The sequence below is a fragment of the Exiguobacterium sp. s35 genome, from assembly GCF_018617535.1.
Lineage (GTDB): Bacteria > Bacillota > Bacilli > Exiguobacteriales > Exiguobacteriaceae > Exiguobacterium > Exiguobacterium aestuarii.
This window is the reverse complement of record NZ_JACSKI010000006.1, coordinates 33,272-53,481: the sequence shown is the minus strand read 5'-3', so window position 1 is coordinate 53,481 and position 20,210 is coordinate 33,272. Positions and strand designations below refer to the sequence as shown.

General features: G+C 46.9%; 36 protein-coding genes. All 36 read right to left on the bottom strand.

What is annotated here, in order from left to right:
* Window positions 1-343 precede the first annotated feature (343 nt).
* The 36 genes from KNO75_RS14380 to rplD all read right to left on the bottom strand — a co-directional run bounded on the left by KNO75_RS14380 (window position 344) and on the right by rplD (window position 20,208).
* On the bottom strand, window positions 344-988 hold the full coding sequence (locus KNO75_RS14380) for a KinB-signaling pathway activation protein (RefSeq protein WP_214822416.1): 645 nt from the start codon (window positions 986-988) through the stop codon (window positions 344-346).
* A gap of 11 nt (window positions 989-999) precedes the next feature.
* On the bottom strand, window positions 1,000-2,031 hold the full coding sequence (locus tag KNO75_RS14375) for an Mrp/NBP35 family ATP-binding protein (protein ID WP_214822418.1): 1,032 nt from the start codon (window positions 2,029-2,031) through the stop codon (window positions 1,000-1,002).
* A gap of 134 nt (window positions 2,032-2,165) precedes the next feature.
* Entirely contained in the window at window positions 2,166-2,558 is a 393-nt protein-coding gene (gene rpsI / locus KNO75_RS14370) for a 30S ribosomal protein S9 (RefSeq protein ID WP_012727644.1), read from the bottom strand.
* Between the two features lie 25 nt (window positions 2,559-2,583).
* The gene (rplM, locus tag KNO75_RS14365) at window positions 2,584-3,021 is read right to left on the bottom strand and encodes a 50S ribosomal protein L13 (protein ID WP_026824852.1); all 438 of its coding nucleotides are present in this window, start codon (window positions 3,019-3,021) and stop codon (window positions 2,584-2,586) included.
* Window positions 3,022-3,164: 143 nt separating this feature from the next.
* On the bottom strand, window positions 3,165-3,905 hold the full coding sequence (truA, locus tag KNO75_RS14360) for a tRNA pseudouridine(38-40) synthase TruA (protein WP_214822420.1): 741 nt from the start codon (window positions 3,903-3,905) through the stop codon (window positions 3,165-3,167).
* Window positions 3,902-4,693, bottom strand: coding sequence for an energy-coupling factor transporter transmembrane component T family protein (locus KNO75_RS14355; RefSeq protein WP_214796638.1), 792 nt, complete (start codon window positions 4,691-4,693; stop codon window positions 3,902-3,904). Before KNO75_RS14355 ends, truA begins: the two co-directional genes overlap by 4 nt.
* Window positions 4,690-5,568, bottom strand: a complete 879-nt coding sequence (locus KNO75_RS14350; protein ID WP_214822422.1) for an energy-coupling factor transporter ATPase — start codon at window positions 5,566-5,568, stop codon at window positions 4,690-4,692. Before KNO75_RS14350 ends, KNO75_RS14355 begins: the two co-directional genes overlap by 4 nt.
* The gene (locus tag KNO75_RS14345) at window positions 5,544-6,380 is read right to left on the bottom strand and encodes an energy-coupling factor transporter ATPase (protein ID WP_214791086.1); all 837 of its coding nucleotides are present in this window, start codon (window positions 6,378-6,380) and stop codon (window positions 5,544-5,546) included. Before KNO75_RS14345 ends, KNO75_RS14350 begins: the two co-directional genes overlap by 25 nt.
* A 69-nt stretch (window positions 6,381-6,449) precedes the next feature.
* Window positions 6,450-6,803, bottom strand: a complete 354-nt coding sequence (gene rplQ / locus KNO75_RS14340) for a 50S ribosomal protein L17 (protein WP_012727650.1) — start codon at window positions 6,801-6,803, stop codon at window positions 6,450-6,452.
* A 24-nt stretch (window positions 6,804-6,827) separates the two neighbouring features.
* On the bottom strand, window positions 6,828-7,772 hold the full coding sequence (locus KNO75_RS14335; protein WP_012727651.1) for a DNA-directed RNA polymerase subunit alpha: 945 nt from the start codon (window positions 7,770-7,772) through the stop codon (window positions 6,828-6,830).
* Window positions 7,773-7,864: 92 nt separating this feature from the next.
* Window positions 7,865-8,260 carry a 30S ribosomal protein S11 gene (gene rpsK, locus KNO75_RS14330; RefSeq protein WP_012727652.1) on the bottom strand — a complete coding sequence of 132 codons (396 nt, stop codon included), beginning with the start codon at window positions 8,258-8,260 and terminating at the stop codon, window positions 7,865-7,867.
* Window positions 8,261-8,276: 16 nt separating this feature from the next.
* Window positions 8,277-8,642 carry a 30S ribosomal protein S13 gene (gene rpsM / locus KNO75_RS14325; protein ID WP_012727653.1) on the bottom strand — a complete coding sequence of 122 codons (366 nt, stop codon included), beginning with the start codon at window positions 8,640-8,642 and terminating at the stop codon, window positions 8,277-8,279.
* Between the two features lie 19 nt (window positions 8,643-8,661).
* Window positions 8,662-8,775: a 50S ribosomal protein L36 gene (rpmJ, locus tag KNO75_RS14320; protein ID WP_003156543.1), complete on the bottom strand. Its 114-nt coding sequence runs from the start codon at window positions 8,773-8,775 to the stop codon at window positions 8,662-8,664.
* Window positions 8,776-8,805: 30 nt separating this feature from the next.
* Window positions 8,806-9,024 (bottom strand): translation initiation factor IF-1, encoded by a 219-nt coding sequence (gene infA, locus KNO75_RS14315; RefSeq protein ID WP_021066622.1) that lies wholly within the window; start codon window positions 9,022-9,024, stop codon window positions 8,806-8,808.
* Window positions 9,025-9,129: 105 nt separating this feature from the next.
* Window positions 9,130-9,888, bottom strand: coding sequence for a type I methionyl aminopeptidase (gene map, locus KNO75_RS14310; RefSeq protein WP_214791083.1), 759 nt, complete (start codon window positions 9,886-9,888; stop codon window positions 9,130-9,132).
* On the bottom strand, window positions 9,885-10,535 hold the full coding sequence (locus KNO75_RS14305; protein ID WP_012727656.1) for an adenylate kinase: 651 nt from the start codon (window positions 10,533-10,535) through the stop codon (window positions 9,885-9,887). Before KNO75_RS14305 ends, map begins: the two co-directional genes overlap by 4 nt.
* Before the next feature lie 79 nt (window positions 10,536-10,614).
* A complete protein-coding gene (gene secY / locus KNO75_RS14300; RefSeq protein ID WP_214697130.1) occupies window positions 10,615-11,904 on the bottom strand; it encodes a preprotein translocase subunit SecY in 1,290 nt (429 codons plus the stop codon).
* Entirely contained in the window at window positions 11,904-12,344 is a 441-nt protein-coding gene (rplO, locus tag KNO75_RS14295; protein WP_012727658.1) for a 50S ribosomal protein L15, read from the bottom strand. The genes secY and rplO overlap by 1 nt, the downstream gene beginning before the upstream one ends.
* A gap of 31 nt (window positions 12,345-12,375) precedes the next feature.
* Complete coding sequence (gene rpmD / locus KNO75_RS14290; RefSeq protein WP_012727659.1) at window positions 12,376-12,561, bottom strand: 50S ribosomal protein L30; 186 nt, start codon at window positions 12,559-12,561, stop codon at window positions 12,376-12,378.
* A gap of 15 nt (window positions 12,562-12,576) precedes the next feature.
* On the bottom strand, window positions 12,577-13,077 hold the full coding sequence (rpsE, locus tag KNO75_RS14285) for a 30S ribosomal protein S5 (protein ID WP_012727660.1): 501 nt from the start codon (window positions 13,075-13,077) through the stop codon (window positions 12,577-12,579).
* A 20-nt stretch (window positions 13,078-13,097) separates the two neighbouring features.
* A complete protein-coding gene (gene rplR / locus KNO75_RS14280) occupies window positions 13,098-13,460 on the bottom strand; it encodes a 50S ribosomal protein L18 (RefSeq protein ID WP_034804040.1) in 363 nt (120 codons plus the stop codon).
* A gap of 34 nt (window positions 13,461-13,494) precedes the next feature.
* Window positions 13,495-14,034 carry a 50S ribosomal protein L6 gene (gene rplF / locus KNO75_RS14275; protein ID WP_012727662.1) on the bottom strand — a complete coding sequence of 180 codons (540 nt, stop codon included), beginning with the start codon at window positions 14,032-14,034 and terminating at the stop codon, window positions 13,495-13,497.
* A 33-nt stretch (window positions 14,035-14,067) separates the two neighbouring features.
* Window positions 14,068-14,466, bottom strand: coding sequence for a 30S ribosomal protein S8 (rpsH, locus tag KNO75_RS14270; protein ID WP_026824842.1), 399 nt, complete (start codon window positions 14,464-14,466; stop codon window positions 14,068-14,070).
* Window positions 14,467-14,497: 31 nt separating this feature from the next.
* The gene (gene rpsN / locus KNO75_RS14265; RefSeq protein WP_012727664.1) at window positions 14,498-14,767 is read right to left on the bottom strand and encodes a 30S ribosomal protein S14; all 270 of its coding nucleotides are present in this window, start codon (window positions 14,765-14,767) and stop codon (window positions 14,498-14,500) included.
* Window positions 14,768-14,787: 20 nt separating this feature from the next.
* The gene (gene rplE / locus KNO75_RS14260; protein WP_012727665.1) at window positions 14,788-15,327 is read right to left on the bottom strand and encodes a 50S ribosomal protein L5; all 540 of its coding nucleotides are present in this window, start codon (window positions 15,325-15,327) and stop codon (window positions 14,788-14,790) included.
* Window positions 15,328-15,359: 32 nt separating this feature from the next.
* Window positions 15,360-15,668, bottom strand: a complete 309-nt coding sequence (gene rplX / locus KNO75_RS14255; protein WP_074032448.1) for a 50S ribosomal protein L24 — start codon at window positions 15,666-15,668, stop codon at window positions 15,360-15,362.
* Between the two features lie 36 nt (window positions 15,669-15,704).
* Complete coding sequence (rplN, locus tag KNO75_RS14250) at window positions 15,705-16,073, bottom strand: 50S ribosomal protein L14 (protein ID WP_012727667.1); 369 nt, start codon at window positions 16,071-16,073, stop codon at window positions 15,705-15,707.
* 44 nt (window positions 16,074-16,117) lie between these two features.
* Entirely contained in the window at window positions 16,118-16,378 is a 261-nt protein-coding gene (rpsQ, locus tag KNO75_RS14245; protein WP_012727668.1) for a 30S ribosomal protein S17, read from the bottom strand.
* A gap of 32 nt (window positions 16,379-16,410) precedes the next feature.
* Window positions 16,411-16,614 (bottom strand): 50S ribosomal protein L29, encoded by a 204-nt coding sequence (gene rpmC, locus KNO75_RS14240; protein ID WP_012727669.1) that lies wholly within the window; start codon window positions 16,612-16,614, stop codon window positions 16,411-16,413.
* Entirely contained in the window at window positions 16,601-17,038 is a 438-nt protein-coding gene (rplP, locus tag KNO75_RS14235; RefSeq protein ID WP_012727670.1) for a 50S ribosomal protein L16, read from the bottom strand. Before rplP ends, rpmC begins: the two co-directional genes overlap by 14 nt.
* 32 nt (window positions 17,039-17,070) lie before the next feature.
* A complete protein-coding gene (gene rpsC / locus KNO75_RS14230) occupies window positions 17,071-17,730 on the bottom strand; it encodes a 30S ribosomal protein S3 (RefSeq protein ID WP_012727671.1) in 660 nt (219 codons plus the stop codon).
* A gap of 13 nt (window positions 17,731-17,743) precedes the next feature.
* Window positions 17,744-18,076 (bottom strand): 50S ribosomal protein L22, encoded by a 333-nt coding sequence (gene rplV, locus KNO75_RS14225; protein WP_214791081.1) that lies wholly within the window; start codon window positions 18,074-18,076, stop codon window positions 17,744-17,746.
* 20 nt (window positions 18,077-18,096) lie between these two features.
* Complete coding sequence (gene rpsS / locus KNO75_RS14220; protein ID WP_012727673.1) at window positions 18,097-18,372, bottom strand: 30S ribosomal protein S19; 276 nt, start codon at window positions 18,370-18,372, stop codon at window positions 18,097-18,099.
* Window positions 18,373-18,438: 66 nt separating this feature from the next.
* Window positions 18,439-19,269 carry a 50S ribosomal protein L2 gene (gene rplB / locus KNO75_RS14215; protein ID WP_012727674.1) on the bottom strand — a complete coding sequence of 277 codons (831 nt, stop codon included), beginning with the start codon at window positions 19,267-19,269 and terminating at the stop codon, window positions 18,439-18,441.
* A 34-nt stretch (window positions 19,270-19,303) separates the two neighbouring features.
* On the bottom strand, window positions 19,304-19,585 hold the full coding sequence (gene rplW / locus KNO75_RS14210) for a 50S ribosomal protein L23 (RefSeq protein ID WP_026824834.1): 282 nt from the start codon (window positions 19,583-19,585) through the stop codon (window positions 19,304-19,306).
* Window positions 19,585-20,208, bottom strand: coding sequence for a 50S ribosomal protein L4 (gene rplD / locus KNO75_RS14205; RefSeq protein WP_214791072.1), 624 nt, complete (start codon window positions 20,206-20,208; stop codon window positions 19,585-19,587). The genes rplW and rplD overlap by 1 nt, the downstream gene beginning before the upstream one ends.
* Window positions 20,209-20,210 lie beyond the last annotated feature (2 nt).

Sequence of the window (20,210 nt, the reverse complement as noted above, 5' to 3'; positions counted from 1 at the left end):
TTGATATAGCTCTTAAATTGACGAAGCTTGCGCTTCATTCAAAAATTGTAAAACTTTTTTTGCCTCATCGTTCAGTTTTCAAAGACCAATTGTTGTCGTGTTAGCGACTTTTTAATAATAGCGATTTGACTTGTGAAAGTCAACCACTTTTTATTATTTTTTTTCGCTTTCTGATTATTGTTTCGTGAACAACATCAGCGACGTTTATTAATATATCAGCATCGCCAAAAACCGTCAACTGTTTTTCTAAAAAAACTTTATTTTTTCTTCTAATGCAATCAAAATAAAAAACCAGTCGTTGAATTGTTCCCATGTTAAGGAGCAATTCAAGACCGGTTGATCGTTACGATGACTTAGAAGACATATGCTTTTTAGTTTTTTTCTTTCCTGTTTCTGATGAAGTCGACTCGGCCACTTGCCCAGTCTTTTGGAAACGATGAAGCATTAACACTTGATAAGCGTTCGCAAACACGAGTGTCGCGAGCGCCGGCCAAAGTAATGGGATTTCATCAGTTGTTTGAAGAGCCGGAATCCATTCGATTAATGTAATCACCGTCATCAAGAAGAGCGTTGGGATGAAAGCACTCATATTTGTTTGTTTCGCCTTACTCACAGCAACTACCCAAGCGACAATTAATAATACGACCATCTCACCGATATAACGCCACATATGGTCATTCCCAAATGCGAGCATTCGTAAATAAACGGCATCAAAGATTGCGAAAGCAATCAGCAATACTTGAACACGATTCCATAGACGTGGTCCTCTAAACAAGTCAAGACCGACTCGGTGGATGATTAAATAGGCGAAAAAGCCCATCATGCTGATCCCGGTCCATGTACTCGAGTAACTAAGTGCCGTAACAATTGCCTCCCAGGACTGACTGACCAAATAACCCGGGTTCGCCAATAAATTCATTAGGAACCCAAACAACGTCCCAAACACGAGCGTTGTCCAAAACAAACGTAAAAAACCTTGTACTTTCATCTCTCACCGATTCACCCTTCTATTTGTTGAATGACTGCTTGCGCCAACTCATCATACGTATGCTCAAACGGATGCCCATCACGATAGACCGATGGTGCAAAGTCTTCCTCGTTGTCATACGGTTGACCGAGTGGGATTTGAGCAAGGAGTTTACTCTTCAGTGCTTCTGACAGTTTTTCTCCACCGCCATGACCAAATACGTATTCCTTCTCACCCGTTACCTTACTTTCAAAGTAGGCCATGTTTTCAATGATACCCAACAGTTTATGGTTCGTTTTAATCGCCATTGCCCCCGCACGTGCTGCAACGAAAGCTGCTGTAGCGTGTGGTGTCGTCACGATCAATTCTTGACATGATGGGAGCATGGAATGGATATCAAGTGCGACATCTCCCGTTCCTGGCGGTAAGTCGAGTAATAGATAGTCGAGGTCGCCCCACTCGACGTCATTGAAGAAATTATTGAGCATCTTCCCGAGCATCGGTCCGCGCCAGATCACCGGTGCATTGTCTTCAACGAAGAAGCCCATCGAAATGACTTTCACGCCGAAACGCTCAACTGGTATGATTTTTTCCCCACGAACGACTGGACGCTCTTCGATTCCAAGCATATCTGGAACGCTGAAACCGTAAATGTCCGCGTCGATCAATCCGACTTTCTTCCCGGCACGTGCAAGAGCGACAGCGAGGTTGACAGATACTGTCGACTTTCCTACGCCACCTTTACCTGAAGCAATAGCGATAAATGTCGTTCCTGAATTCTCACGAAGAATCGCCGGCTTCGTTACCTCTTTCAAACTTTCATCATTCAATGCTTCAAAACGAAGTCCGACCGTCTTAAAGCCTTTCCCCTTGAGCAGTGTGACGATTTCTTGTTGTAACTGAAGCTGTTCCCCGCTCCCTGTTTGTCCGAGTGCCACTTTCACACTGACATAGTCTTCTTTAATGCGGATGTCTTTGACTCCCGCTGTATCTCCAAGCGTTCGGTTGATCGTCGGATCAACGAGCCCCGCCAATTCCTCGCGTACTTGCTCTACTGTAAGCATATTGCTTCCCCCTTATAACTGTTTCGATATCAGTATATCAAAAAAAGCGTTTTCTTGACGGCTTCGGAATCGACTAATTTATACAAAAAACTCTCCACCCAAAAGGATGGAGAGTTCGAACCACTTCGCGAAGATTAACGCTTCGAGAATTGTGGTGCGCGACGTGCTGCTTTAAGACCGTATTTTTTACGTTCTTTCATACGAGCGTCACGAGTTAAGAAGCCTTTTTCTTTGAGGCTTGGACGGAATTCTGGGTCCGCTTGAAGAAGCGCACGTGATACGCCGTGGCGAATTGCTCCAGCTTGTCCAGTGTATCCACCACCGTTAACGTTAACGATTACATCGTATTTACCTTCTGTTTCAGTCAATACGAGTGGTGATTTAGCCATCATGATTAAAGTCTCATGACCGAAGTATTCTGAGATATCGCGGCCATTTACAACAACTTTACCGTCACCTGCAACGAGGTGAACGCGAGCCACCGAGTGTTTGCGGCGGCCTGTTCCGTAGTAACGTACATCTGCCATCGTTTAGTTCCTCCCTGTGTCTCGATTAACCGCGAAGTTCGTAAACTTCTGGTTTTTGTGCTTCATGCTTGTGTTCAGTTCCAGCGTAAACGTGGAGTTTGTTGAATTGTTGACGACCGAGTGATCCTTTTGGAAGCATCCCTTTGATCGCGAGTTCAAGCATACGCTCTGGACGTTTTGCGAGAAGCTCTTTTGCAGTTTGTGATTTCAAACCGCCTGGATGACCTGAATGACGGTAGTAGATCTTGTCATTCAATTTGTTACCAGTCAATTTGATTTTCTCAGCGTTGATGATGATGACGTGGTCTCCGCAATCAACGTGTGGTGTGAAAGTCGGCTTGTGCTTACCGCGAAGAAGTGATGCTACTTCACTAGTCAAACGACCGAGTGTTTTGCCTTCTGCGTCGATAAGGAGCCATTTGCGTTCTACTTCAGATGCTTTAGCCATGAATGTTGTGCGCATGTGGAATACCTCCTAGAAATGTCTGTTCACTTAATTTTTTGATGCTTTATCATAATCCTAGTTTACGGGGCTAAGATTGTGGTTCATCTCTAAATTTGAAAATGAAATGCCAATGAATATAATACGATTTTATAGAGGGAATGTCAATCTACTTTTTCATAATTCACATTCCACAAGTACAAACCGTGCGGGGGCGCGGTAATCCCCGCCACACGGCGGTCTTTCGCCTCCAGCATTTCGGTGATGTCCGTAGGCTCATACTTGCCTCTTCCCACCTCGATAATCGTCCCCACCATAATACGAACTTGATTATATAAAAAGCCAGAACCAACGAAACGGAATACAGTCTCATCACCCACTTCGAGTACTTCTGCTTCATAGATAGTACGAACACGATCCTCGACCTCCGCCTTCGTCACAGAGAATGAGGTAAAATCATGAGTCCCGACTAGCCGCTCCATCGCTTGACGCATCCGGTCAAGACTAAGTGTGTAAGTCACCGTGGTAGCATAGTGTCTTCTGAACGGATCCTCCGTCTTACGAATATGATAGCGATACTCTTTTCGCTTCGCCCCATACCGAGCATGGAACGTCGTGTCGACTTCTACTGCTTGTTTGACGAGAATGTCGTCCGGCAACATCGCGTTCAATGCTTTCACGAACCGCTCCGCCGCCATCTGTAGCGTTGTATCAAAATGAATCACTTGTCCTAAGGCGTGGACACGGGCGTCTGTACGACCTGAGGCGACAATTTTGACGGGGTGTCGATGCATCCGAGTCAAGACCGCCTCAATCTCGGCCTGAATCGTATTCCCGTTTGGCTGTACTTGATATCCCGCATAGTGTGTCCCGTCATAGGCAACTGTCAGTTTAATCCGTCTCATCCAATCCCTCTCAATCCAAACAAAATGAGTGTTAACGCGACAAATAGAAGTAATACTGCCGTATCACGCGTCTGCCACTTCATCTCACGCAACCTCGTCCGTCCTTCACCACCACGATACCCACGCGCCTCCATTGCCGTGGCGAGGTCTTCAGCGCGCTTAAACGCAGAAATGAATAACGGGATCAATAGCGGGATGACACCTTTTAAACGAGACTTCCATGGACCGCTCATCAAATCAACACCTCGCGCTTGTTGAGCTTTCATGATGCGGTCTGTCTCGTCGGCAAGGGTCGGTAAAAAACGAAGCGAGATCGATAACATTAAGGCAATCTCGTGTGCGGGCACACGAATCCGCTCAAACGGTCGGAGACCTGCTTCAATCGAGTCAGTCAACTCCATTGGCGTTGTCGTCAACGTAACGAGTGTCGTCAACATGACGAGATAGAAGAATCGGAGCGAGACGATCAGTCCCATTCGAATCCCTTCTGAATAGATTGCGATCGGCCCGAATTCAAAGAGCAGTGTCCCATCGCGATTAAATAACAGCTGCAAGATCAACGTGAAGACGATTAAGAAGAGAATCATGCGTAATCCATTCCATAAATAACGCCACGATAGTTGTGATAGTTTCACCACAAACAGCGTGAATGCTAATAGAAATAAATTCGTCCATAAGTTATCTGCTAAAAACACCACCGGGATAAACCCTAAAATAAAAAGTGTCTTTGCCCGCGCATCGAGTGAATGGAGCCAAGAATGGCCCGGTATATATTGACCAATAATCATTCGGCTCCCCCTTTCAAGTGCGTCGCAATCCAATCCGCCAATTCGCCCTCCGTTCGTACGAGCGGAATGGTCGTCTCTCCAAACGTTGGCGCTAAATCGCGAGCGAATCGGAGAACGTGTGGGATATCAAGCTGGAGACGATGTACGAGCGATTCGTCTTGGAACAGTTCAAACGGGTCCCCATCGAACGCCACCTGACCACGTTCCATCACAATCACGCGTTCTGCATAGGTGAGCACATCATCCATATCGTGTGAGACAAGAATCAGTGTCAAGTTCAGCTCTTCTCGTAGCCGCTTAAATAACGCCAGCATATCGCGTCTTCCAATCGGATCGAGACCCGCTGTCGGTTCGTCCACGATGAGGACATCAGGACGGCTCGCTAAGACGCCTGCAATCGCGACGCGGCGCATCTGGCCCCCGGAAAGGTCGAATGGGGAACGGTCCCATAATGATTCATCTAAACCGACGAGTCGAAGTGCCTCATGGGCACGCTCTTTCGCTTCGACATCTGTCGCGCCAAAGTTGCGCGGACCGAACATGACGTCGCGTTCGACCGTCTCTTCAAACAATTGGTGCTCAGGATATTGAAAGACGAGCCCAACGCGACGCCGAAGCGGTAAGAGATTTTGCTTTTTATCACGACGCGAGCGAATCGGGGTAACGGTGATGTCGTCGACCACCACACGTCCGTCTGTCGGTCGTAATAAACCATTCATATGTTGAACGAGCGTTGATTTTCCGGAGCCAGTATGCCCAAGAAACGCAACAAGCGCTCCCGACGGAATGGTTACATTCACATCGCGCAGCGCGGTTCGTTCAAACGGAGTATTCATTTGATATTGATATGTTACTTCTTCAATGCGTATCGGCATAGATGGTTCACCAACTCCGAATGTTGTAGCATCAGACGATCGAGTGGAATGCCACGTGCCTTCAGTTCGAGTTGCATCCGAACGATAAACGGGACATCTAATTGAATGTCACGGAGCGTATCTGGATGTTGAAACACGTCTTCAGGCGTACCGGTCATCGCAATCGTGCCTTTCGACAATGCAATGATACGGTCAGCAAACAACACTTCGTCGAGCTCGTGTGTAATGGCGACAACGGTCATCCCTTCAGAGACGAGCTGTCGTACCGTTTGTAATACCTCTTGTCGCCCAATCGGGTCGAGCATCGAGGTCGCTTCATCGAGCACGAGGACACGCGGGCGCATTGCGAGAGCCGAAGCAATCGCAACACGCTGCTTTTGTCCACCGGATAACTGATGCGGTTCACGGTCCGCTAGTTCCGATAATCCAACGCGCGCTAGACTGTCATCAATTCGACGAACCATTTCTTGACGTGGAAGTCCCATGTTTTCGAGAGAAAATGCCACATCATCGCGCACGGTCGCCCCGACAAATTGATTGTCGGGATTTTGAAAGACGACCCCAATCCGCGTTCGAACGTCCCACACGTCTGCGGCGTTCGACGGATCGAGTGTCTCGACGCGGACTTCCCCCTTTTCAGGAATCAGAAGCCCGTTCCACAATTTCGTCAGTGTCGACTTACCAGAACCGTTATGGCCGACAATCGCAAGCCATTCCCCTTTATATACATCGAGCGATAGGCCGTTAAGTGCCGGCTCAGACTGTCCAGGGTAATGAAATACGACGTCCCGTACCATAATTTGTGATTCCATGGGTCGACTCCTTTCTTATGTGGAAACAGGGCAATACGTCACCGCATGCCCTGTTGACTGCCTAATGAATTAGACGAGTTCGATGATTACAACTTCTGCACCATCACCGCGGCGTGGGCCGACTTTCATGATGCGCGTGTATCCACCTTGACGTTCAGCGTAGCGTGGAGCCACGTCTTCGAACAATTTTTGGATTGCGTCTTTTTCTCCAGCGTTCTCCTTACGAACGAATGAAGCTACTTGACGACGGGCATGAAGATCGCCACGTTTCCCAAGAGTGATCAATTTTTCAACGACTGGGCGAAGTTCTTTCGCTTTTTGTTCAGTTGTTTGAATGCGCTCGTTGATAATTAGGTCAGTTGCAAGATCACGCAAAAGCGCCTTGCGTTGCGAGCTTGTACGGCCAAGTTTCGAATAAGCCATTACATTTCCCTCCTTCGGTTGAACTTAGTCTTCTTTACGCAAGCCCAAACCGAGTTCGTCCAACTTGTGTTGAACTTCTTCGAGTGATTTACGTCCGAGGTTACGAACTTTCATCATCTCTTCCTCTGATTTGTTTGCGAGTTCTTGAACAGTGTTGATGCCAGCGCGCTTCAAGCAGTTGTACGAACGAACTGAGAGATCGAGTTCTTCAATCGTCATTTCGAGTACTTTTTCTTTTTGGTCTTCTTCTTTCTCGACCATAATTTCTGCGTTGAGAGCCTCATCTGTCAAACCAACGAAGATGTTCAAGTGTTCAGTCAAAATTTTAGCTCCTAATGATACAGCTTCTTCCGGACGAATTGAACCATCTGTCCACACGTCTAATAAAAGCTTATCAAAGCTAGCGTCTTGACCGACACGTGTTTTATCTACTTCGTAGTTCACGCGTTGAATCGGTGTATAGATCGAATCGATTGGAATGACCCCAATCGGCATATCATCACGTTTGTTATCTTCTGCCTGGACGTAACCACGACCACGGCGAGCAGTCAAACGCATGCGAAGCGTCGCATTGTCAGCGAGAGTCGCGATGTGGAGCTCAGGATTCAAGATTTCAACGTCGCTATCATGGGTAATGTCTGCCGCAGTGACAGCACCGGCACTTGAAACGTTAATCTCAAGCGTTTTCTCTTCTTCCGAGTACACTTTGAGTGCTAACTTCTTGAGGTTTAGTACGATTTGAGTAACGTCTTCGACGACACCGTCAATCGTAGAGAACTCGTGAAGCACGCCATCGATTTGAACCGCTGTTACCGCTGCACCTGGGAGCGATGACAATAGAATTCGACGTAGTGAGTTACCGAGAGTAGTGCCATATCCACGTTCAAGCGGTTCTACTACGAATTTACCAAACGTAGCGTCCTCGCTGATTTCGACCGTTTCGATCTTTGGTTTTTCAATCTCGATCATCTGAACCCCTCCTTGAGTATATCCTGCCGTGCAGTTTGAACTGCTAAAGTATAAGCTGTCGTGCTAGGTAAGCCCCTCACACGTTCAAGCGATTATACGCGGCGACGTTTCGGAGGGCGGCAACCGTTGTGCGGAACTGGAGTTACGTCACGGATTGCAGTAACTTCGAGACCAGTAGCTTGGAGCGCACGGATAGCCGCTTCACGTCCAGCACCAGGACCTTTAACGTTAACTTCTACTGTACGCATACCGTTGTCCATTGCAACTTTCGCTGCAGTTTCAGCAGCCATTTGTGCTGCGAACGGAGTCGATTTACGTGATCCTTTAAATCCAAGGTTACCAGAAGTAGCCCATGAGATCGCGTTACCTTGCGTGTCAGTGATTGTAATGATTGTGTTGTTGAATGTAGAACGGATGTGTACCACACCGACTTCAACATGTTTTTTAACTTTACGTTTAGAACGTACGTTTTGCTTACGTTTCGCCATTGTTCAATTCCCTCCTTTACTTCTTCTTGTTCGCTACTGTACGGCGTGGGCCTTTACGAGTACGCGAGTTGTTCTTCGTGTTTTGACCGCGAACAGGGAGACTACGGCGATGACGGATACCGCGGTATGCGCCGATCTCGATCAAACGTTTGATGTTAAGTGAAACTTCACGACGAAGGTCACCTTCAACTTTGATTCCGTCAATTGCCTCACGGATACGGTTGAGTTCATCTTCAGTAAGGTCGCGTGTGCGTGTCTCTTCAGAAACGTTAGCAGCCTTCAAAATTTCTTGTGCTTTTGTTTTACCAATACCATAGATGTATGTGAGCGAAATAACGATACGTTTTTCGCGTGGAATATCTACACCAGCAATACGTGCCATGTGTGCACCTCCTCTGAAATTAACCTTGTTTTTGTTTGTGTTTCGGGTTTTCGCAAATTACCATTACTTTACCCTTACGGCGAATAACTTTACATTTTTCGCAAATCGGTTTTACCGACGGTCTTACTTTCATGAGTATACCCTCCTCCTGGAAAAATCGGAGTTACTTATAACGGTACGTAATCCGCCCGCGAGTCAAGTCGTATGGAGACAACTCAACAGTTACGCGGTCACCTGGAAGGATCCGAATGTAGTGCATCCGAATTTTCCCTGAGACGTGCGCGAGCACCGTGTGGCCGTTTTCTAACTCCACTTTAAACATTGCGTTCGGAAGTGGTTCGACAACAGTGCCTTCCACTTCAATGACATCTTGTTTCGCCATCATTTATTCCCCTTTCTATATGAAGATCTTTAGGAGCACAGACGATCTATTGCCATCTACTGTGAGAGAAGGATCCAAAATGGATCAGTATGAAACAATAGAGCCTCATTCACCGGAATCGAGTTTCGTTAAAATCTCGTATCCATCGTCTGTGATGGCGATGGTGTGCTCAAAGTGGGCGCACATGCTACCGTCCACTGTGACAACTGTCCAGTTATCAGCCAGTGTTCGAACATAGCGTTGACCAGCATTAACCATTGGTTCAATAGCTAACGTCATCCCAGTCTTCAGGCGCGGCCCTTTCCCCGGTGGACCATAGTGTGGAATTTGCGGTTCTTCATGCAAATCTTGTCCAACACCATGACCGACGTATTCGCGGACGACAGAGAAATCATGTGATTCAACATATGCTTGAATCGCATGCGAAATATCTGTCAATCGCCCTCCAGCCTTGGCGTGCTCCAATCCTTTATACAGACTTTCTTCGGTTACGTCAAGTAGCCGCTGTGTCTCTTCTGAGATTGTTCCCACTGGATAAGTCCAAGCGGAATCTCCATGGTATCCATTATAGTAGGCACCGATGTCGATTGAGATAATATCTCCATCTTTCAATACCCGTTTTCCTGGAATGCCATGAACAAGCTCTTCATTCACCGAAGCGCAAACACTACCGGTAAAACCGTTATAGCCTTTAAACGATGGCGTCGCACCTTGGCTGCGAATGTAATCTTCCGCAATCTGGTCGAGCTCAAGCGTCGTGATTCCTGGTTTTATGTGCTGTTTGAGCACCTGGTGCGTTCGAGCAACAATTTGCCCAGCCTCACGCATAATCGCAATTTCACGAGGCGTCTTCGTGATGATCATTCAGTATCACCGAGTAATGCTTTGACATCGGCATATACGACATCGATTGGACGATCTCCATCCAATGTACGAAGATACCCTTTTTCAGCGTAAAAGTCAATGAGTGGTTTCGATTGCTCGATGTTGACGTCAAGGCGACGGCGGACCGTTTCCTCTTTATCGTCTTCACGTTGCATGAGAGCCGACCCATCCACATCACAGATGCCTTCCACTTTTGGTGGGTTGAAGATCACGTGATATGTCGCGCCACACGTTGGGCAGATCCAACGACCTGTCAAGCGTGGAACGAGAATTTCCGCATCCACATCGATGTTGACGACGTGGTCAATCTGTTTCCCCAAATCTTTAAGCAAACTTTCGAGTGCCTCTGCTTGAGCAACAGTACGCGGGAATCCATCGAGTAAGAAACCTTTTTCAGTGTCATCTTGGCTAAGACGCTCACGTACGATTCCGATTGTTACCTCATCCGGTACGAGTTCACCTTTATCCATGAATGACTTGGCTTCTTTACCGAGTGGCGTTCCGCCTTTGATTGCCGCACGAAACATGTCGCCTGTCGAAATGTGAGGGATTTGGTACTCTTCTACGATTTTAGCCGCTTGAGTCCCTTTCCCAGCACCCGGTAAGCCCATGAGTACTAGATTCATCTCGGTTAGCCTCCAGTTTTGATTTTCACGAAGGGCTTGTAAACACGACAGGAAGGAAGGGTCAACCCTTCCTTCCGCTTTAACGGATAAAGCCTTTATAGTGTCGTTTTACAAGTTGACTCTCGATTTGTTTCATCGTTTCGAGGGCTACCCCGATGACGATCAATAAGCTCGTCCCTCCGATTTGAACGGAAGTTGGAAGACCGGCAAGCTTAATGAAGATTGTCGGCATGATCGCCACAAGCGATAAGAAGATCGCTCCGAAGAAAGTCAATCGATACAGTAACTTCGTGATGTACTGTTCTGTTTGCGCCCCAGGACGAATCCCAGGAATATAACCACCTTGCTTCTGCAGGTTTTCTGCCATCTGTTCTGGGTTAACCTGAACAAATGTATAGAAGTAAGAGAACGCAATGATTAACGCAACGTAAATCGACATTCCGATTGGCGCCGTCGTGTCAAAGTACGTTTGTAACTTTTGCGTTGTCTCTGGAGAAGCAATGAAGCTTGCAACAGTTGGTGGTGTTACCATGAAGGAAATCGCGAAGATAACCGGGATAACACCTGCAGCGTTTAGCTTGATTGGCAAGTGCGTCGACTGGCCGCCCACAGGGGTACGGTTCGCCGTGCGTTTTGCATATTGGATTGGAATTTTGCGTGCCGCTTGTTGAACATAAATGATCCCAACCGTCACAGCCAAAATAACAAGGGCCAATACAACCAAGTAAACGATATTAATGAACAATGCATCTCCAGCGTTTTGGAGTTTTGTTTCATAAATCTGCGTAAAGATTCTTGGGAACCCAGCAACAATACCGGCGAAGATAATGATGGAAATACCATTCCCAACACCTTTCTCCGTTGTCATTTCACCAAGGAACATCAAGAACGCTGTACCCGCAGTGAGTACAATCGCGATCACAAAGTAAGTCGCCGTTCCCCATGTCTCATTGACGAGACCTGGGTAGAGGCGGTTAAATCCAAACGACAATGAAGTCGCTTGGACAAATCCTAAGATGATCGTCCCATAGCGCGTGACCGTCGCTAACTTTTTACGACCCGCCTCTCCTTGTTTAGCCCATTCGGCAAACTTCGGAACGACGTCCATTTGTAAAAGTTGAACAACGATCGATGCCGTAATGTACGGCATGATCCCCATTGCGAACAGGGAGAAGTTCTGTAAAGCATTTCCTCCAAACAAGTTCAAGAAGTCAAGAAGACCTCCTGAGTCAAAACGCAACACATCCGTATTCACCATCGGCACCGGGATATGAGCCCCGATGCGGAAAATGATGATGATTGCGAGTGTGAAGAGAATACGCTGTCGAATATCTTTCACGCGCCACATATTGGAGATCGTCTGAAACATCAGATCACCTCAACTGTACCGCCAGCTGCTTCGATCGCTTCTTTCGCTGCACCCGAGAACTTGTTGGCTTTTACAGTCAATTTAGTTTCAAGCTTGCCGTTAGCAAGGACTTTGATTCCGTCTTTTGCAGAGCTGACAACACCAGTCTCGATTAAGAGTTCTGGAGTAACTTCAGTACCTGCTTCGAAACGGTTAAGCGTGTCTAGGGAAACAACCGCGTACTCTTTACGAGTTGGGTTGTTGAAACCGCGTTTTGGAAGACGACGGTAAAGTGGGTTTTGTCCACCTTCAAATCCTGGACGAACGCCACCGCCCGAACGAGCTTTTTGACCTTTGTGTCCACGACCAGAAGTTTTACCGTTACCAGTCGCCATACCGCGACCGACACGGTTACGTTCGTGACGTGAACCTGGAGTTGGCTTCAATTCATGGAGTTTCATAGTGGCACCTCCTTATTTATTAAAATCTTTATTATTCGTTGATTTCTTTTACAGTCACAAGGTGCGACACTTTATTGATCATACCGCGCATCGCGACGTTGTCTGGGACAACGACCGTTTGATGCATTTTGCGAAGACCGAGTGTACGTACAGTAACACGCTGACCTTCCGGACGACCAATTGTGCTGCGTGTGAGGGTGATTGCGAGTTTCGCCATGTCTAGTTCCCTCCCTTAGTTAAGAAGTTCTTCTACGCTTTTACCACGTAGTTTAGCAACTTCCTCTGCTTTTTTGAGCTCAGTCAAGCCCTGTACCGTCGCACGGACGATGTTGATCGGTGTGTTTGAACCTAACGATTTCGAAAGGATGTCACCTACACCTGCAAGTTCGAGCACCGCACGAACTGGACCACCAGCGATAACCCCAGTACCTTCAGAAGCTGGTTTCATGAATACACGACCTGCTCCGAATACTCCTGTGATTTCGTGTGGAATTGTTGTACCAACCATAGGTACTTGTACCATGTTTTTCTTAGCGGCTTCAATAGCCTTGCGAATCGCTTCTGGCACCTCTTGTGCCTTACCTGTACCGAAACCGACGTGACCATTTTTGTCACCTACGACTACGAGAGCAGCAAAACGGAAGCGGCGGCCACCTTTTACGACTTTCGCGACGCGGTTTACGGTAACAACGCGTTCTTCAAGTTGTTCCATGTTAACGTCTAACTGGCGCATCGAGTGTCCCCTCCTTTTTATTAGAATTTAAGACCTGCTTCACGAGCTGCTTCTGCAACAGCTTTGACGCGGCCATGATAGAGGTATCCACCACGGTCGAACACAACTGTGTCGATACCTTTCTCGAGTGCACGTTCTGCAGCAAGTTTACCAACAGCTTTCGCTGCTTCAACGTTACCGCCATTTGTAAGATCGAGAGCTTTATCTTTCGAAGATGCAGACACAAGCGTTGTTTGTGACGCGTCATCGATAAGTTGAACGTAAATGTGCTTGCTCGAACGGAATACGTTCAAACGTGGACGAACTGCTGTCCCCGAGATCGTACGACGTACGCGAGCATGACGTTTTTTACGAACTGCATTTTTATCTGCCTTTGTGATCATTTATGCCACTCCTTTCCGTTCATTTCGTGACGAATTACTTACCAGTTTTACCTTCTTTACGGCGAATACGTTCATCAGAGTAACGAACACCTTTACCTTTGTAAGGTTCTGGAGCACGGTACGAGCGGATTTGAGCAGCAACGTGACCGACGCGCTCTTTGTTAATCCCTTTTACGATGATTTGCGTGTTTGAAGGAACTTCGATTTCGATACCTTCCTCAGCAACGTACTCGATTGGGTGCGAGTAGCCGAGGTTGAGGACGAGTTTGTTACCTTGCTTAGTAGCACGGTAACCAACCCCCGAGATCTCAAGTGTTTTTTGGAATCCGTTCGACACACCTTGTACCATGTTGGCAATAAGGGCACGTGTCGTACCGTGAATTGTGCGGCTTTCTTTCGATTCGTCTGGACGAACAACCGTCAATTCGTTCTCTTCAACTTTGATTTCCAATGCCGGGTTAGCTGAAAGCGAAAGTTCACCTTTAGCACCTTTTACTGTGACCGTGTTGTCATTAGCAACTGTTACAGTAACGCCAGCAGGAATCGTAACTGGTTTTTTACCAATACGTGACATTGATTACACCTCCGTTCTTGTTAGAAAAGTGACTTACCAGATGTAGGCGAGCACTTCGCCGCCGACTTGTTGTTGGCGAGCTTCTTTATCAGTCATAAGACCTTTAGATGTCGAAAGAACTGCGATTCCGAGTCCTCCGAGTACTTTAGGCACTTCATCAGCTTTTGCGTATACGCGAAGACCTGGTTTCGAAATACGTTTGAGACCAGTGATTACACGTTCGTTGCTTGCTCCATATTTAAGGAAAAGACGAAGTGTACCTTGTTTAGCGTCCTCGATATATTCAACATCGCGAATGAAACCTTCACGCTTAAGGATTTCAGCGATCTCACGTTTAATGTTCGAAGCTGGAAGCTCCATTTTTTCATGGCGAACCATGTTAGCGTTACGGATACGTGTAAGCATATCTGCAATAGGGTCTGTCATTACCATGCGATGTACCTCCTTTCACACTGTTAGTGGATTACCAGCTTGCTTTTTTAACACCAGGGATTTGACCTTTGTATGCAAGATCACGGAACTTGATACGGCTGATCCCGAATTTACCCATGTAACCATGCGGACGACCTGTGATGCTGCAACGGTTGTGCAAGCGTACAGGTGACGAGTTACGTGGCAATTTGCTGAGTCCGATATAATCGCCTTCAGCTTTCAACTTCGCACGCTTTTCAGCGTACTGGGCAACGAGTTTCTCGCGTTTAAGTTCGCGATTCACCATTGACTTTTTAGCCATGTTGTCGACCTCCCTCTAGATTATTTTTGGAATGGCATACCGAGAAGTGTGAGCAATTCACGTGCTTCTTCGTCTGTGTTTGCTGTTGTAACAACAACGATGTCCATACCGCGTACTTTAGATACTTTATCGTAATCGATCTCAGGGAAAATAAGTTGCTCTTTCACGCCAAGCGTGTAGTTACCGCGTCCGTCGAATGCTTTCTTCGATACACCGCGGAAGTCACGTACACGTGGAAGTGAAACAGTTACCAATTTGTCGAGGAAATCGTACATACGCTCGCCACGAAGTGTAACCTTCGCACCGATTGGCATACCTTCACGAAGCTTGAAACCAGCGATTGATTTCTTCGCTTTCGTTACGAGTGGTTTTTGACCTGAAAGAATTGTTAATTCTTCAACTGCCATGTCAAGTGCTTTCGAGTTCGAAACAGCATCACCTACACCCATGTTGATGACGATCTTTTCGATTTTCGGTACTTGCATGACCGAGTCATAGTTGAATTTATCCATCATCGCTTTCACGATGTCGCTTTTATACTTCTCTTGCAAACGGTTCATAGTCGAATGGACCTCCTTTCGTCACGTTCTTCTTATTTATCGAGTGATTCGCCCGATTTCGCGACACGAACTTTTTTACCATCGACTACTTTGAAACCAACGCGAGTTGGTTTGCCAGTTTTAGGGTCGAGTGGCATTACGTTCGAGACGTGAATTGGTGCTTCGATCTCAAGGATCCCGCCTTGTGGATTCGCTTGTGAAGGTTTAGAGTGTTTTTTCATCACGTTTACGCCTTCAACCACTACGCGGTTTTTGCTTGGCATAGCTTTGAGGATAACCCCTTGCTTGCCTTTATCTTTACCAGACATTACCTGGACTGTATCGCCTTTTTTAACATGCATCGTTTGCGCACCTCCTTATAGGATTGAAATTGGAAATTAAAGTACTTCCGGTGCCAACGAAACGATCTTCATGAATTCTTTTTCACGAAGTTCACGTGCAACTGGCCCGAAGATCCGTGTGCCGCGTGGGCTCTTGTCATCTTTGATAATGACTGCTGCGTTCTCATCGAAACGGATGTACGAACCATCTTTACGACGAGCGCCGCGTTTTGTACGAACGACAACTGCTCTGACAACGTCACCTTTTTTAACAACGCCACCTGGTGTTGCTTGTTTTACCGTTGCGACGATGATGTCACCGATGTTTGCAGTCTTACGACCAGAACCACCGAGAACCTTAATTGTCAACAGTTCACGCGCGCCAGAGTTGTCTGCTACTTTCAAGCGAGATTCTTGTTGAATCATGCGAGTGTACCTCCCTCCGGATGTTTAATAAATCCGAACTGTTATTAGATGATTACTGATTCTTCTACTACTGTTACAAGACGGAAACGTTTGTCTTTAGAAAGAGGACGTGTTTCCGCGATGCGAACGATATCGCCCACTTTAGCGACGTTGTTCTCATCGTGTGCTTTATATTTCTTCGTGTAGTTTACACGTTTGCCATAAAGTTTATGACGAACCTTTGTTTCTACTGCGACGACGATCGTTTTGTCCATTTTGTCAGACACGACGCGACCAGTGAACACTTTACGGTTGTTGCGTTCCATGAGTGTTACCTCCTCTCAAGAATCCGATGTAATTAGCCGTTGTTGATGCCGAGTTCGCGTTCACGAAGAATCGTTTTAGCACGCGCAATCGACTTGCGTACTTCACGGATACGAGCAGGATTCTCAAGCTGACCTGTAGCAAGTTGGAAGCGAAGGTTAAAGAGTTCTTCTTTCCACTCGCCCACTTTACCGTTGAGCTCTTCAGTTGTTGATTGACGGAGATCAGTTGCTTTCATTCGTATCACCACCATTTTCTTCACGTTTCACGAACTTACATTTTACTGGAAGTTTGTGCGATGCAAGACGAAGTGCCTCACGTGCCACTTCCTCAGATACACCTGCGATTTCGAACATTACTTTGCCAGGCTTAACTACAGCTACCCAGCCTTCTGGAGCACCTTTACCCGAACCCATTCGGACTTCGAGAGGCTTTTTAGTGTACGGCTTGTGTGGGAAGATCTTGATCCACACTTTACCACCACGTTTCATATAACGTGTCATTGCAATACGTGCTGATTCGATTTGACGGTTTGTAATCCAGCTCGCTTCGAGAGCTTGGAGACCGAACTCACCGAAGTGTACAGTTGTGCCGCGTTTAGCATTCCCGCGCATTTTACCACGGTGTACACGACGATATTTCACGCGTTTAGGTAACAACATAGTGTGTTGCCTCCTTCCTGAAAGAGTGTTTATTATTCAGCGTTTTTCGCTGTGTTGTTTTTTGTTGGAAGAACTTCACCGTGGTATAACCAAACTTTTACGCCGATTTTACCGTAAGTTGTGTCAGCTTCAGCTGTTCCGTAGTCGATGTCGGCACGGAGTGTGTGAAGTGGAACTGTTCCTTCCGAGTATTTCTCTGAACGAGCGATATCAGCGCCACCAAGACGACCAGAAACTTCTGTTTTGATCCCTTTGATGCCAGTACGCATCGAACGTTGAATTGATTGTTTCATTGCACGACGGAATGATACGCGACCTTCCAATTGACGAGCAATGTTTTCTGCTACAAGCTTCGCAACAGCGTCAGCGTTTTTCACTTCAACAACGTTGATGTGAACGCGTTTTCCGTCAGCGATTTTTGTAATGTGTTTACGGAGCGATTCGATTTCAGAACCACCTTTACCGATTACCATACCTGGCTTCGCAGTGTGAAGCGAAATGTTCACGCGGTTTGCAGCGCGTTCGATTTCAACTTTAGAAACACTAGCATCCTTCATTTTGTTTTCGATGTATTCACGAATAACGAAGTCTTCATGAAGGAGATCAGCGTAGTCTTTCTCAGCGTACCAACGCGAATCCCAGTCTTTGATAACACCAACGCGAAGACCGTGCGGATTTACCTTTTGACCCACTACATATCCCTCCTTATTTCTCAGTTACCACGATGTGGATGTGGCTTGTGCGTTTGTTAATGCGGCTTGCGCGACCCATCGCACGTGGGCGGAAGCGTTTGAGTGTTGGACCTTCGTTGACAAAAGCTTCTGTTACAACGAGGTTCTCAATGTTCATATCGTAGTTGTGCTCTGCGTTAGCAATCGCTGATTTTAATACTTTCTCAACGATTGGCGATGCTGCCTTGTTTGTGTGAGCAAGGACAGAGAGCGCTTCGCCGACTTGTTTCCCGCGAATTAAGTCTACAACGAGACGTGCTTTGCGAGGAGCAAGACGGACCATATTAGCTGATGCTTTAGCTTGCATGGATTTGACCTCCCCTCAAATTACCGTTTCGTTTTCTTGTCTGATCCGTGACCTTTGTAAGTGCGTGTTGGAGCGAATTCACCAAGTTTGTGACCAACCATGTCTTCTGTCACGAATACTGGTACGTGTTTACGACCATCGTGCACACCGAACGTGTGACCCATGAATTCTGGGAAGATCGTCGAGCGACGTGACCAAGTTTTGATGACTTGCTTCTCACCAGATTCGTTGAGTTTGTCAACTTTAGCGAGTAAGTGGTGATCTGCGAATGGACCTTTTTTCAAGCTGCGACCCATGTTAGAACCTCCCTTTGGAATGATTCGGGAACGGCCCTTTCGAACCGCCCGAGAATCATGTAGTAATTATTTCTTACGGCGACGAAGGATGTACATGTCGCTCGATTTGTTTTTCTTACGAGTCTTAAGACCAAGAGCTGGTTTACCCCAAGGAGTAAGTGGGCCCGAACGACCGATTGGCGCACGACCTTCACCACCACCGTGTGGGTGATCAACCGGGTTCATTACAGAACCACGTACTGTTGGGCGCTTGCCTAACCAACGTGAACGTCCTGCTTTACCGATGTTTACGAGTTCGTGTTCTTCGTTACCAACTGAACCGATTGTCGCGCGGCAAGTGCCGAGGAACAAGCGTGATTCACCTGATTGAAGACGAACGATGACGTACTTGCCGTCACGTCCTTGGATTTGTGCCGATGCACCAGCCGCACGAACAAGCTGACCGCCTTTACCAGGCTTAAGCTCGATGTTGTGGATTGTTGTACCGACAGGGATGTTTACGAGTGGAAGAGCGTTCCCCACTTTGATATCCGCTTCAGGACCAGACATGATTTCCATGCCTACTTTGATGCCCTTAGGAGCGAGGATGTAACGTTTCTCACCATCTACATAGTTGATGAGTGCGATGTTTGCTGAACGGTTTGGATCGTATTCGATCGTTGCTACGCGTCCTGCAACGCCATCTTTGTTACGTTTGAAATCGATGATACGGTATTTACGCTTGTGACCGCCACCTTGGTGACGAACAGTCAAGCGACCTTGGTTGTTACGTCCGCCTTTTTTCGAAAGCTTTTCAGTTAACGATTTTTCAGGGCGATTCGTTGTGATCTCTGCAAAGTCGAGAGATGTCATGTTACGACGACCGTTAGTGGTCGGCTTAAACTTTTTGATTGCCATCGAGGATTCCCTCCTTTTCTTCTAAGGTAGTTAATTAACCGAGGAAGTCGATTGTGTTGCCTTCTGCAAGAGTTACGATCGCTTTTTTACGGCGAGCTGTGTAACCAGCGTGACGACCGACACGTTTCGCTTTCGGTTTGTAGTTCATTGTGTTTACCGAAGCAACTTTCACGTTGAAGATTGTTTCGATAGCGTGTTTCACTTGCGATTTAGTCGCTTTTACGTCGATTTCGAAAACGTATTTGTTAGCTTCCATGAGGCTAACTGAACGCTCAGTGATGATCGGACGTTTGATGATATCGTATGCTTGAGCCATTATGCAAGCACCTCCTCTACCTTCGCAACCGCATCTTTAGTGAAGATGACTTTGTCGTTAGCAACGAGGTCAAGAACGTTTACGCCTGCTGCGTCGATCACAGTCACTCCTGGGATGTTACGAGCTGCGAGAGCGATAGTCTCATTGTAGTCCGCTGTGACTACAAGAGCCTTACGTTCTACTGATAAGCTGTTGAGTACAGCAGCCATATCTTTTGTTTTTGGTGCATCGAAAGCAAGGCCTTCGAGGACGATGAATTCGTTGTTTTGTACTTTCGACGAAAGAGCCGAGAGAAGTGCTAAACGACGAACCTTTTTAGGAAGTTTGTAAGAGTATGAACGTGGTGTTGGACCGAAGACTGTACCACCACCAACCCATTGTGGTGAGCGGATAGAACCTTGGCGCGCACGACCAGTTCCCTTTTGTTTCCATGGTTTACGGCCGCCACCGCGTACTTCCGAGCGACCTTTCGTATCGTGAGTACCTTGACGGCGTGATGCTTGTTGCATGACGATTGCGTCATAAAGTACTGATTCGTTTGGCTCGATTCCGAAGATGGCTTCTGCCAATTCGATTTCGCCAACATTTGAACCTGTTTGGTTAAGCAAAGCTACTTTAGGCATTC

What these genes read in the sequence shown, in the direction of transcription:
- KNO75_RS14355 (WP_214796638.1), bottom strand. Translation starts at nt 4,693, where the DNA reads ATGATTATTGGTCAATATATACCGGGCCATTCTTGGCTCCATTCACTC.
- rpmC (WP_012727669.1), bottom strand. Translation starts at nt 16,614, where the DNA reads ATGAAAGCAACTGATCTCCGTCAATCAACAACTGAAGAGCTCAACGGT.
- rplW (WP_026824834.1), bottom strand. Translation starts at nt 19,585, where the DNA reads ATGGCTCAAGCATACGATATCATCAAACGTCCGATCATCACTGAGCGT.
- KNO75_RS14345 (WP_214791086.1), bottom strand. Translation starts at nt 6,380, where the DNA reads ATGGAATCACAAATTATGGTACGGGACGTCGTATTTCATTACCCTGGA.
- KNO75_RS14380 (WP_214822416.1), bottom strand. Translation starts at nt 988, where the DNA reads ATGAAAGTACAAGGTTTTTTACGTTTGTTTTGGACAACGCTCGTGTTT.
- rplM (WP_026824852.1), bottom strand. Translation starts at nt 3,021, where the DNA reads ATGCGCACAACATTCATGGCTAAAGCATCTGAAGTAGAACGCAAATGG.
- rplP (WP_012727670.1), bottom strand. Translation starts at nt 17,038, where the DNA reads ATGTTGTTACCTAAACGCGTGAAATATCGTCGTGTACACCGTGGTAAA.
- rpsQ (WP_012727668.1), bottom strand. Translation starts at nt 16,378, where the DNA reads ATGGAACGCAACAACCGTAAAGTGTTCACTGGTCGCGTCGTGTCTGAC.
- infA (WP_021066622.1), bottom strand. Translation starts at nt 9,024, where the DNA reads ATGGCGAAACAAGATGTCATTGAAGTGGAAGGCACTGTTGTCGAACCA.
- rpmD (WP_012727659.1), bottom strand. Translation starts at nt 12,561, where the DNA reads ATGGCGAAACTCGCAATCACCCTCACACGCAGCACAATTGGTCGTCCG.
- rplF (WP_012727662.1), bottom strand. Translation starts at nt 14,034, where the DNA reads ATGTCACGTATTGGTAAAAAACCAGTTACGATTCCTGCTGGCGTTACT.
- rplV (WP_214791081.1), bottom strand. Translation starts at nt 18,076, where the DNA reads ATGCAAGCTAAAGCATCAGCTAATATGGTCCGTCTTGCTCCTCGCAAA.
- truA (WP_214822420.1), bottom strand. Translation starts at nt 3,905, where the DNA reads ATGAGACGGATTAAACTGACAGTTGCCTATGACGGGACACACTATGCG.
- rpsH (WP_026824842.1), bottom strand. Translation starts at nt 14,466, where the DNA reads ATGGTAATGACAGACCCTATTGCAGATATGCTTACACGTATCCGTAAC.
- rplE (WP_012727665.1), bottom strand. Translation starts at nt 15,327, where the DNA reads ATGAACCGTTTGCAAGAGAAGTATAAAAGCGACATCGTGAAAGCGATG.
- rpsI (WP_012727644.1), bottom strand. Translation starts at nt 2,558, where the DNA reads ATGGCAGATGTACGTTACTACGGAACAGGCCGCCGCAAACACTCGGTG.
- secY (WP_214697130.1), bottom strand. Translation starts at nt 11,904, where the DNA reads ATGTTTCAGACGATCTCCAATATGTGGCGCGTGAAAGATATTCGACAG.
- rplX (WP_074032448.1), bottom strand. Translation starts at nt 15,668, where the DNA reads ATGCATGTTAAAAAAGGCGATACAGTCCAGGTAATGTCTGGTAAAGAT.
- rplR (WP_034804040.1), bottom strand. Translation starts at nt 13,460, where the DNA reads ATGATCACAAAGGCAGATAAAAATGCAGTTCGTAAAAAACGTCATGCT.
- rpsS (WP_012727673.1), bottom strand. Translation starts at nt 18,372, where the DNA reads ATGGGTCGCAGCTTGAAAAAAGGTCCATTCGCAGATCACCACTTACTC.
- rpsN (WP_012727664.1), bottom strand. Translation starts at nt 14,767, where the DNA reads ATGGCTAAAAAGTCAATGGTGAATCGCGAACTTAAACGCGAGAAACTC.
- KNO75_RS14335 (WP_012727651.1), bottom strand. Translation starts at nt 7,772, where the DNA reads ATGATCGAGATTGAAAAACCAAAGATCGAAACGGTCGAAATCAGCGAG.
- rpsM (WP_012727653.1), bottom strand. Translation starts at nt 8,642, where the DNA reads ATGGCACGTATTGCTGGTGTAGATATTCCACGCGAAAAACGTATCGTT.
- rpmJ (WP_003156543.1), bottom strand. Translation starts at nt 8,775, where the DNA reads ATGAAAGTAAGACCGTCGGTAAAACCGATTTGCGAAAAATGTAAAGTT.
- KNO75_RS14350 (WP_214822422.1), bottom strand. Translation starts at nt 5,568, where the DNA reads ATGCCGATACGCATTGAAGAAGTAACATATCAATATCAAATGAATACT.
- rplQ (WP_012727650.1), bottom strand. Translation starts at nt 6,803, where the DNA reads ATGGCTTATTCGAAACTTGGCCGTACAAGCTCGCAACGCAAGGCGCTT.
- map (WP_214791083.1), bottom strand. Translation starts at nt 9,888, where the DNA reads ATGATCATCACGAAGACGCCTCGTGAAATTGCGATTATGCGTGAGGCT.
- KNO75_RS14375 (WP_214822418.1), bottom strand. Translation starts at nt 2,031, where the DNA reads ATGCTTACAGTAGAGCAAGTACGCGAGGAATTGGCGGGGCTCGTTGAT.
- rplD (WP_214791072.1), bottom strand. Translation starts at nt 20,208, where the DNA reads ATGCCTAAAGTAGCTTTGCTTAACCAAACAGGTTCAAATGTTGGCGAA.
- rpsK (WP_012727652.1), bottom strand. Translation starts at nt 8,260, where the DNA reads ATGGCGAAACGTAAGCAAAACGTACGTTCTAAACGTAAAGTTAAAAAA.
- rpsE (WP_012727660.1), bottom strand. Translation starts at nt 13,077, where the DNA reads ATGCGCCAGTTAGACGTTAACATGGAACAACTTGAAGAACGCGTTGTT.
- KNO75_RS14305 (WP_012727656.1), bottom strand. Translation starts at nt 10,535, where the DNA reads ATGAATCTAGTACTCATGGGCTTACCGGGTGCTGGGAAAGGGACTCAA.
- rplN (WP_012727667.1), bottom strand. Translation starts at nt 16,073, where the DNA reads ATGATTCAACAAGAATCTCGCTTGAAAGTAGCAGACAACTCTGGCGCG.
- rplB (WP_012727674.1), bottom strand. Translation starts at nt 19,269, where the DNA reads ATGGCAATCAAAAAGTTTAAGCCGACCACTAACGGTCGTCGTAACATG.
- rplO (WP_012727658.1), bottom strand. Translation starts at nt 12,344, where the DNA reads ATGAAACTCCATGAATTGAAGCCAACTCCAGGTTCACGTCACGAACGT.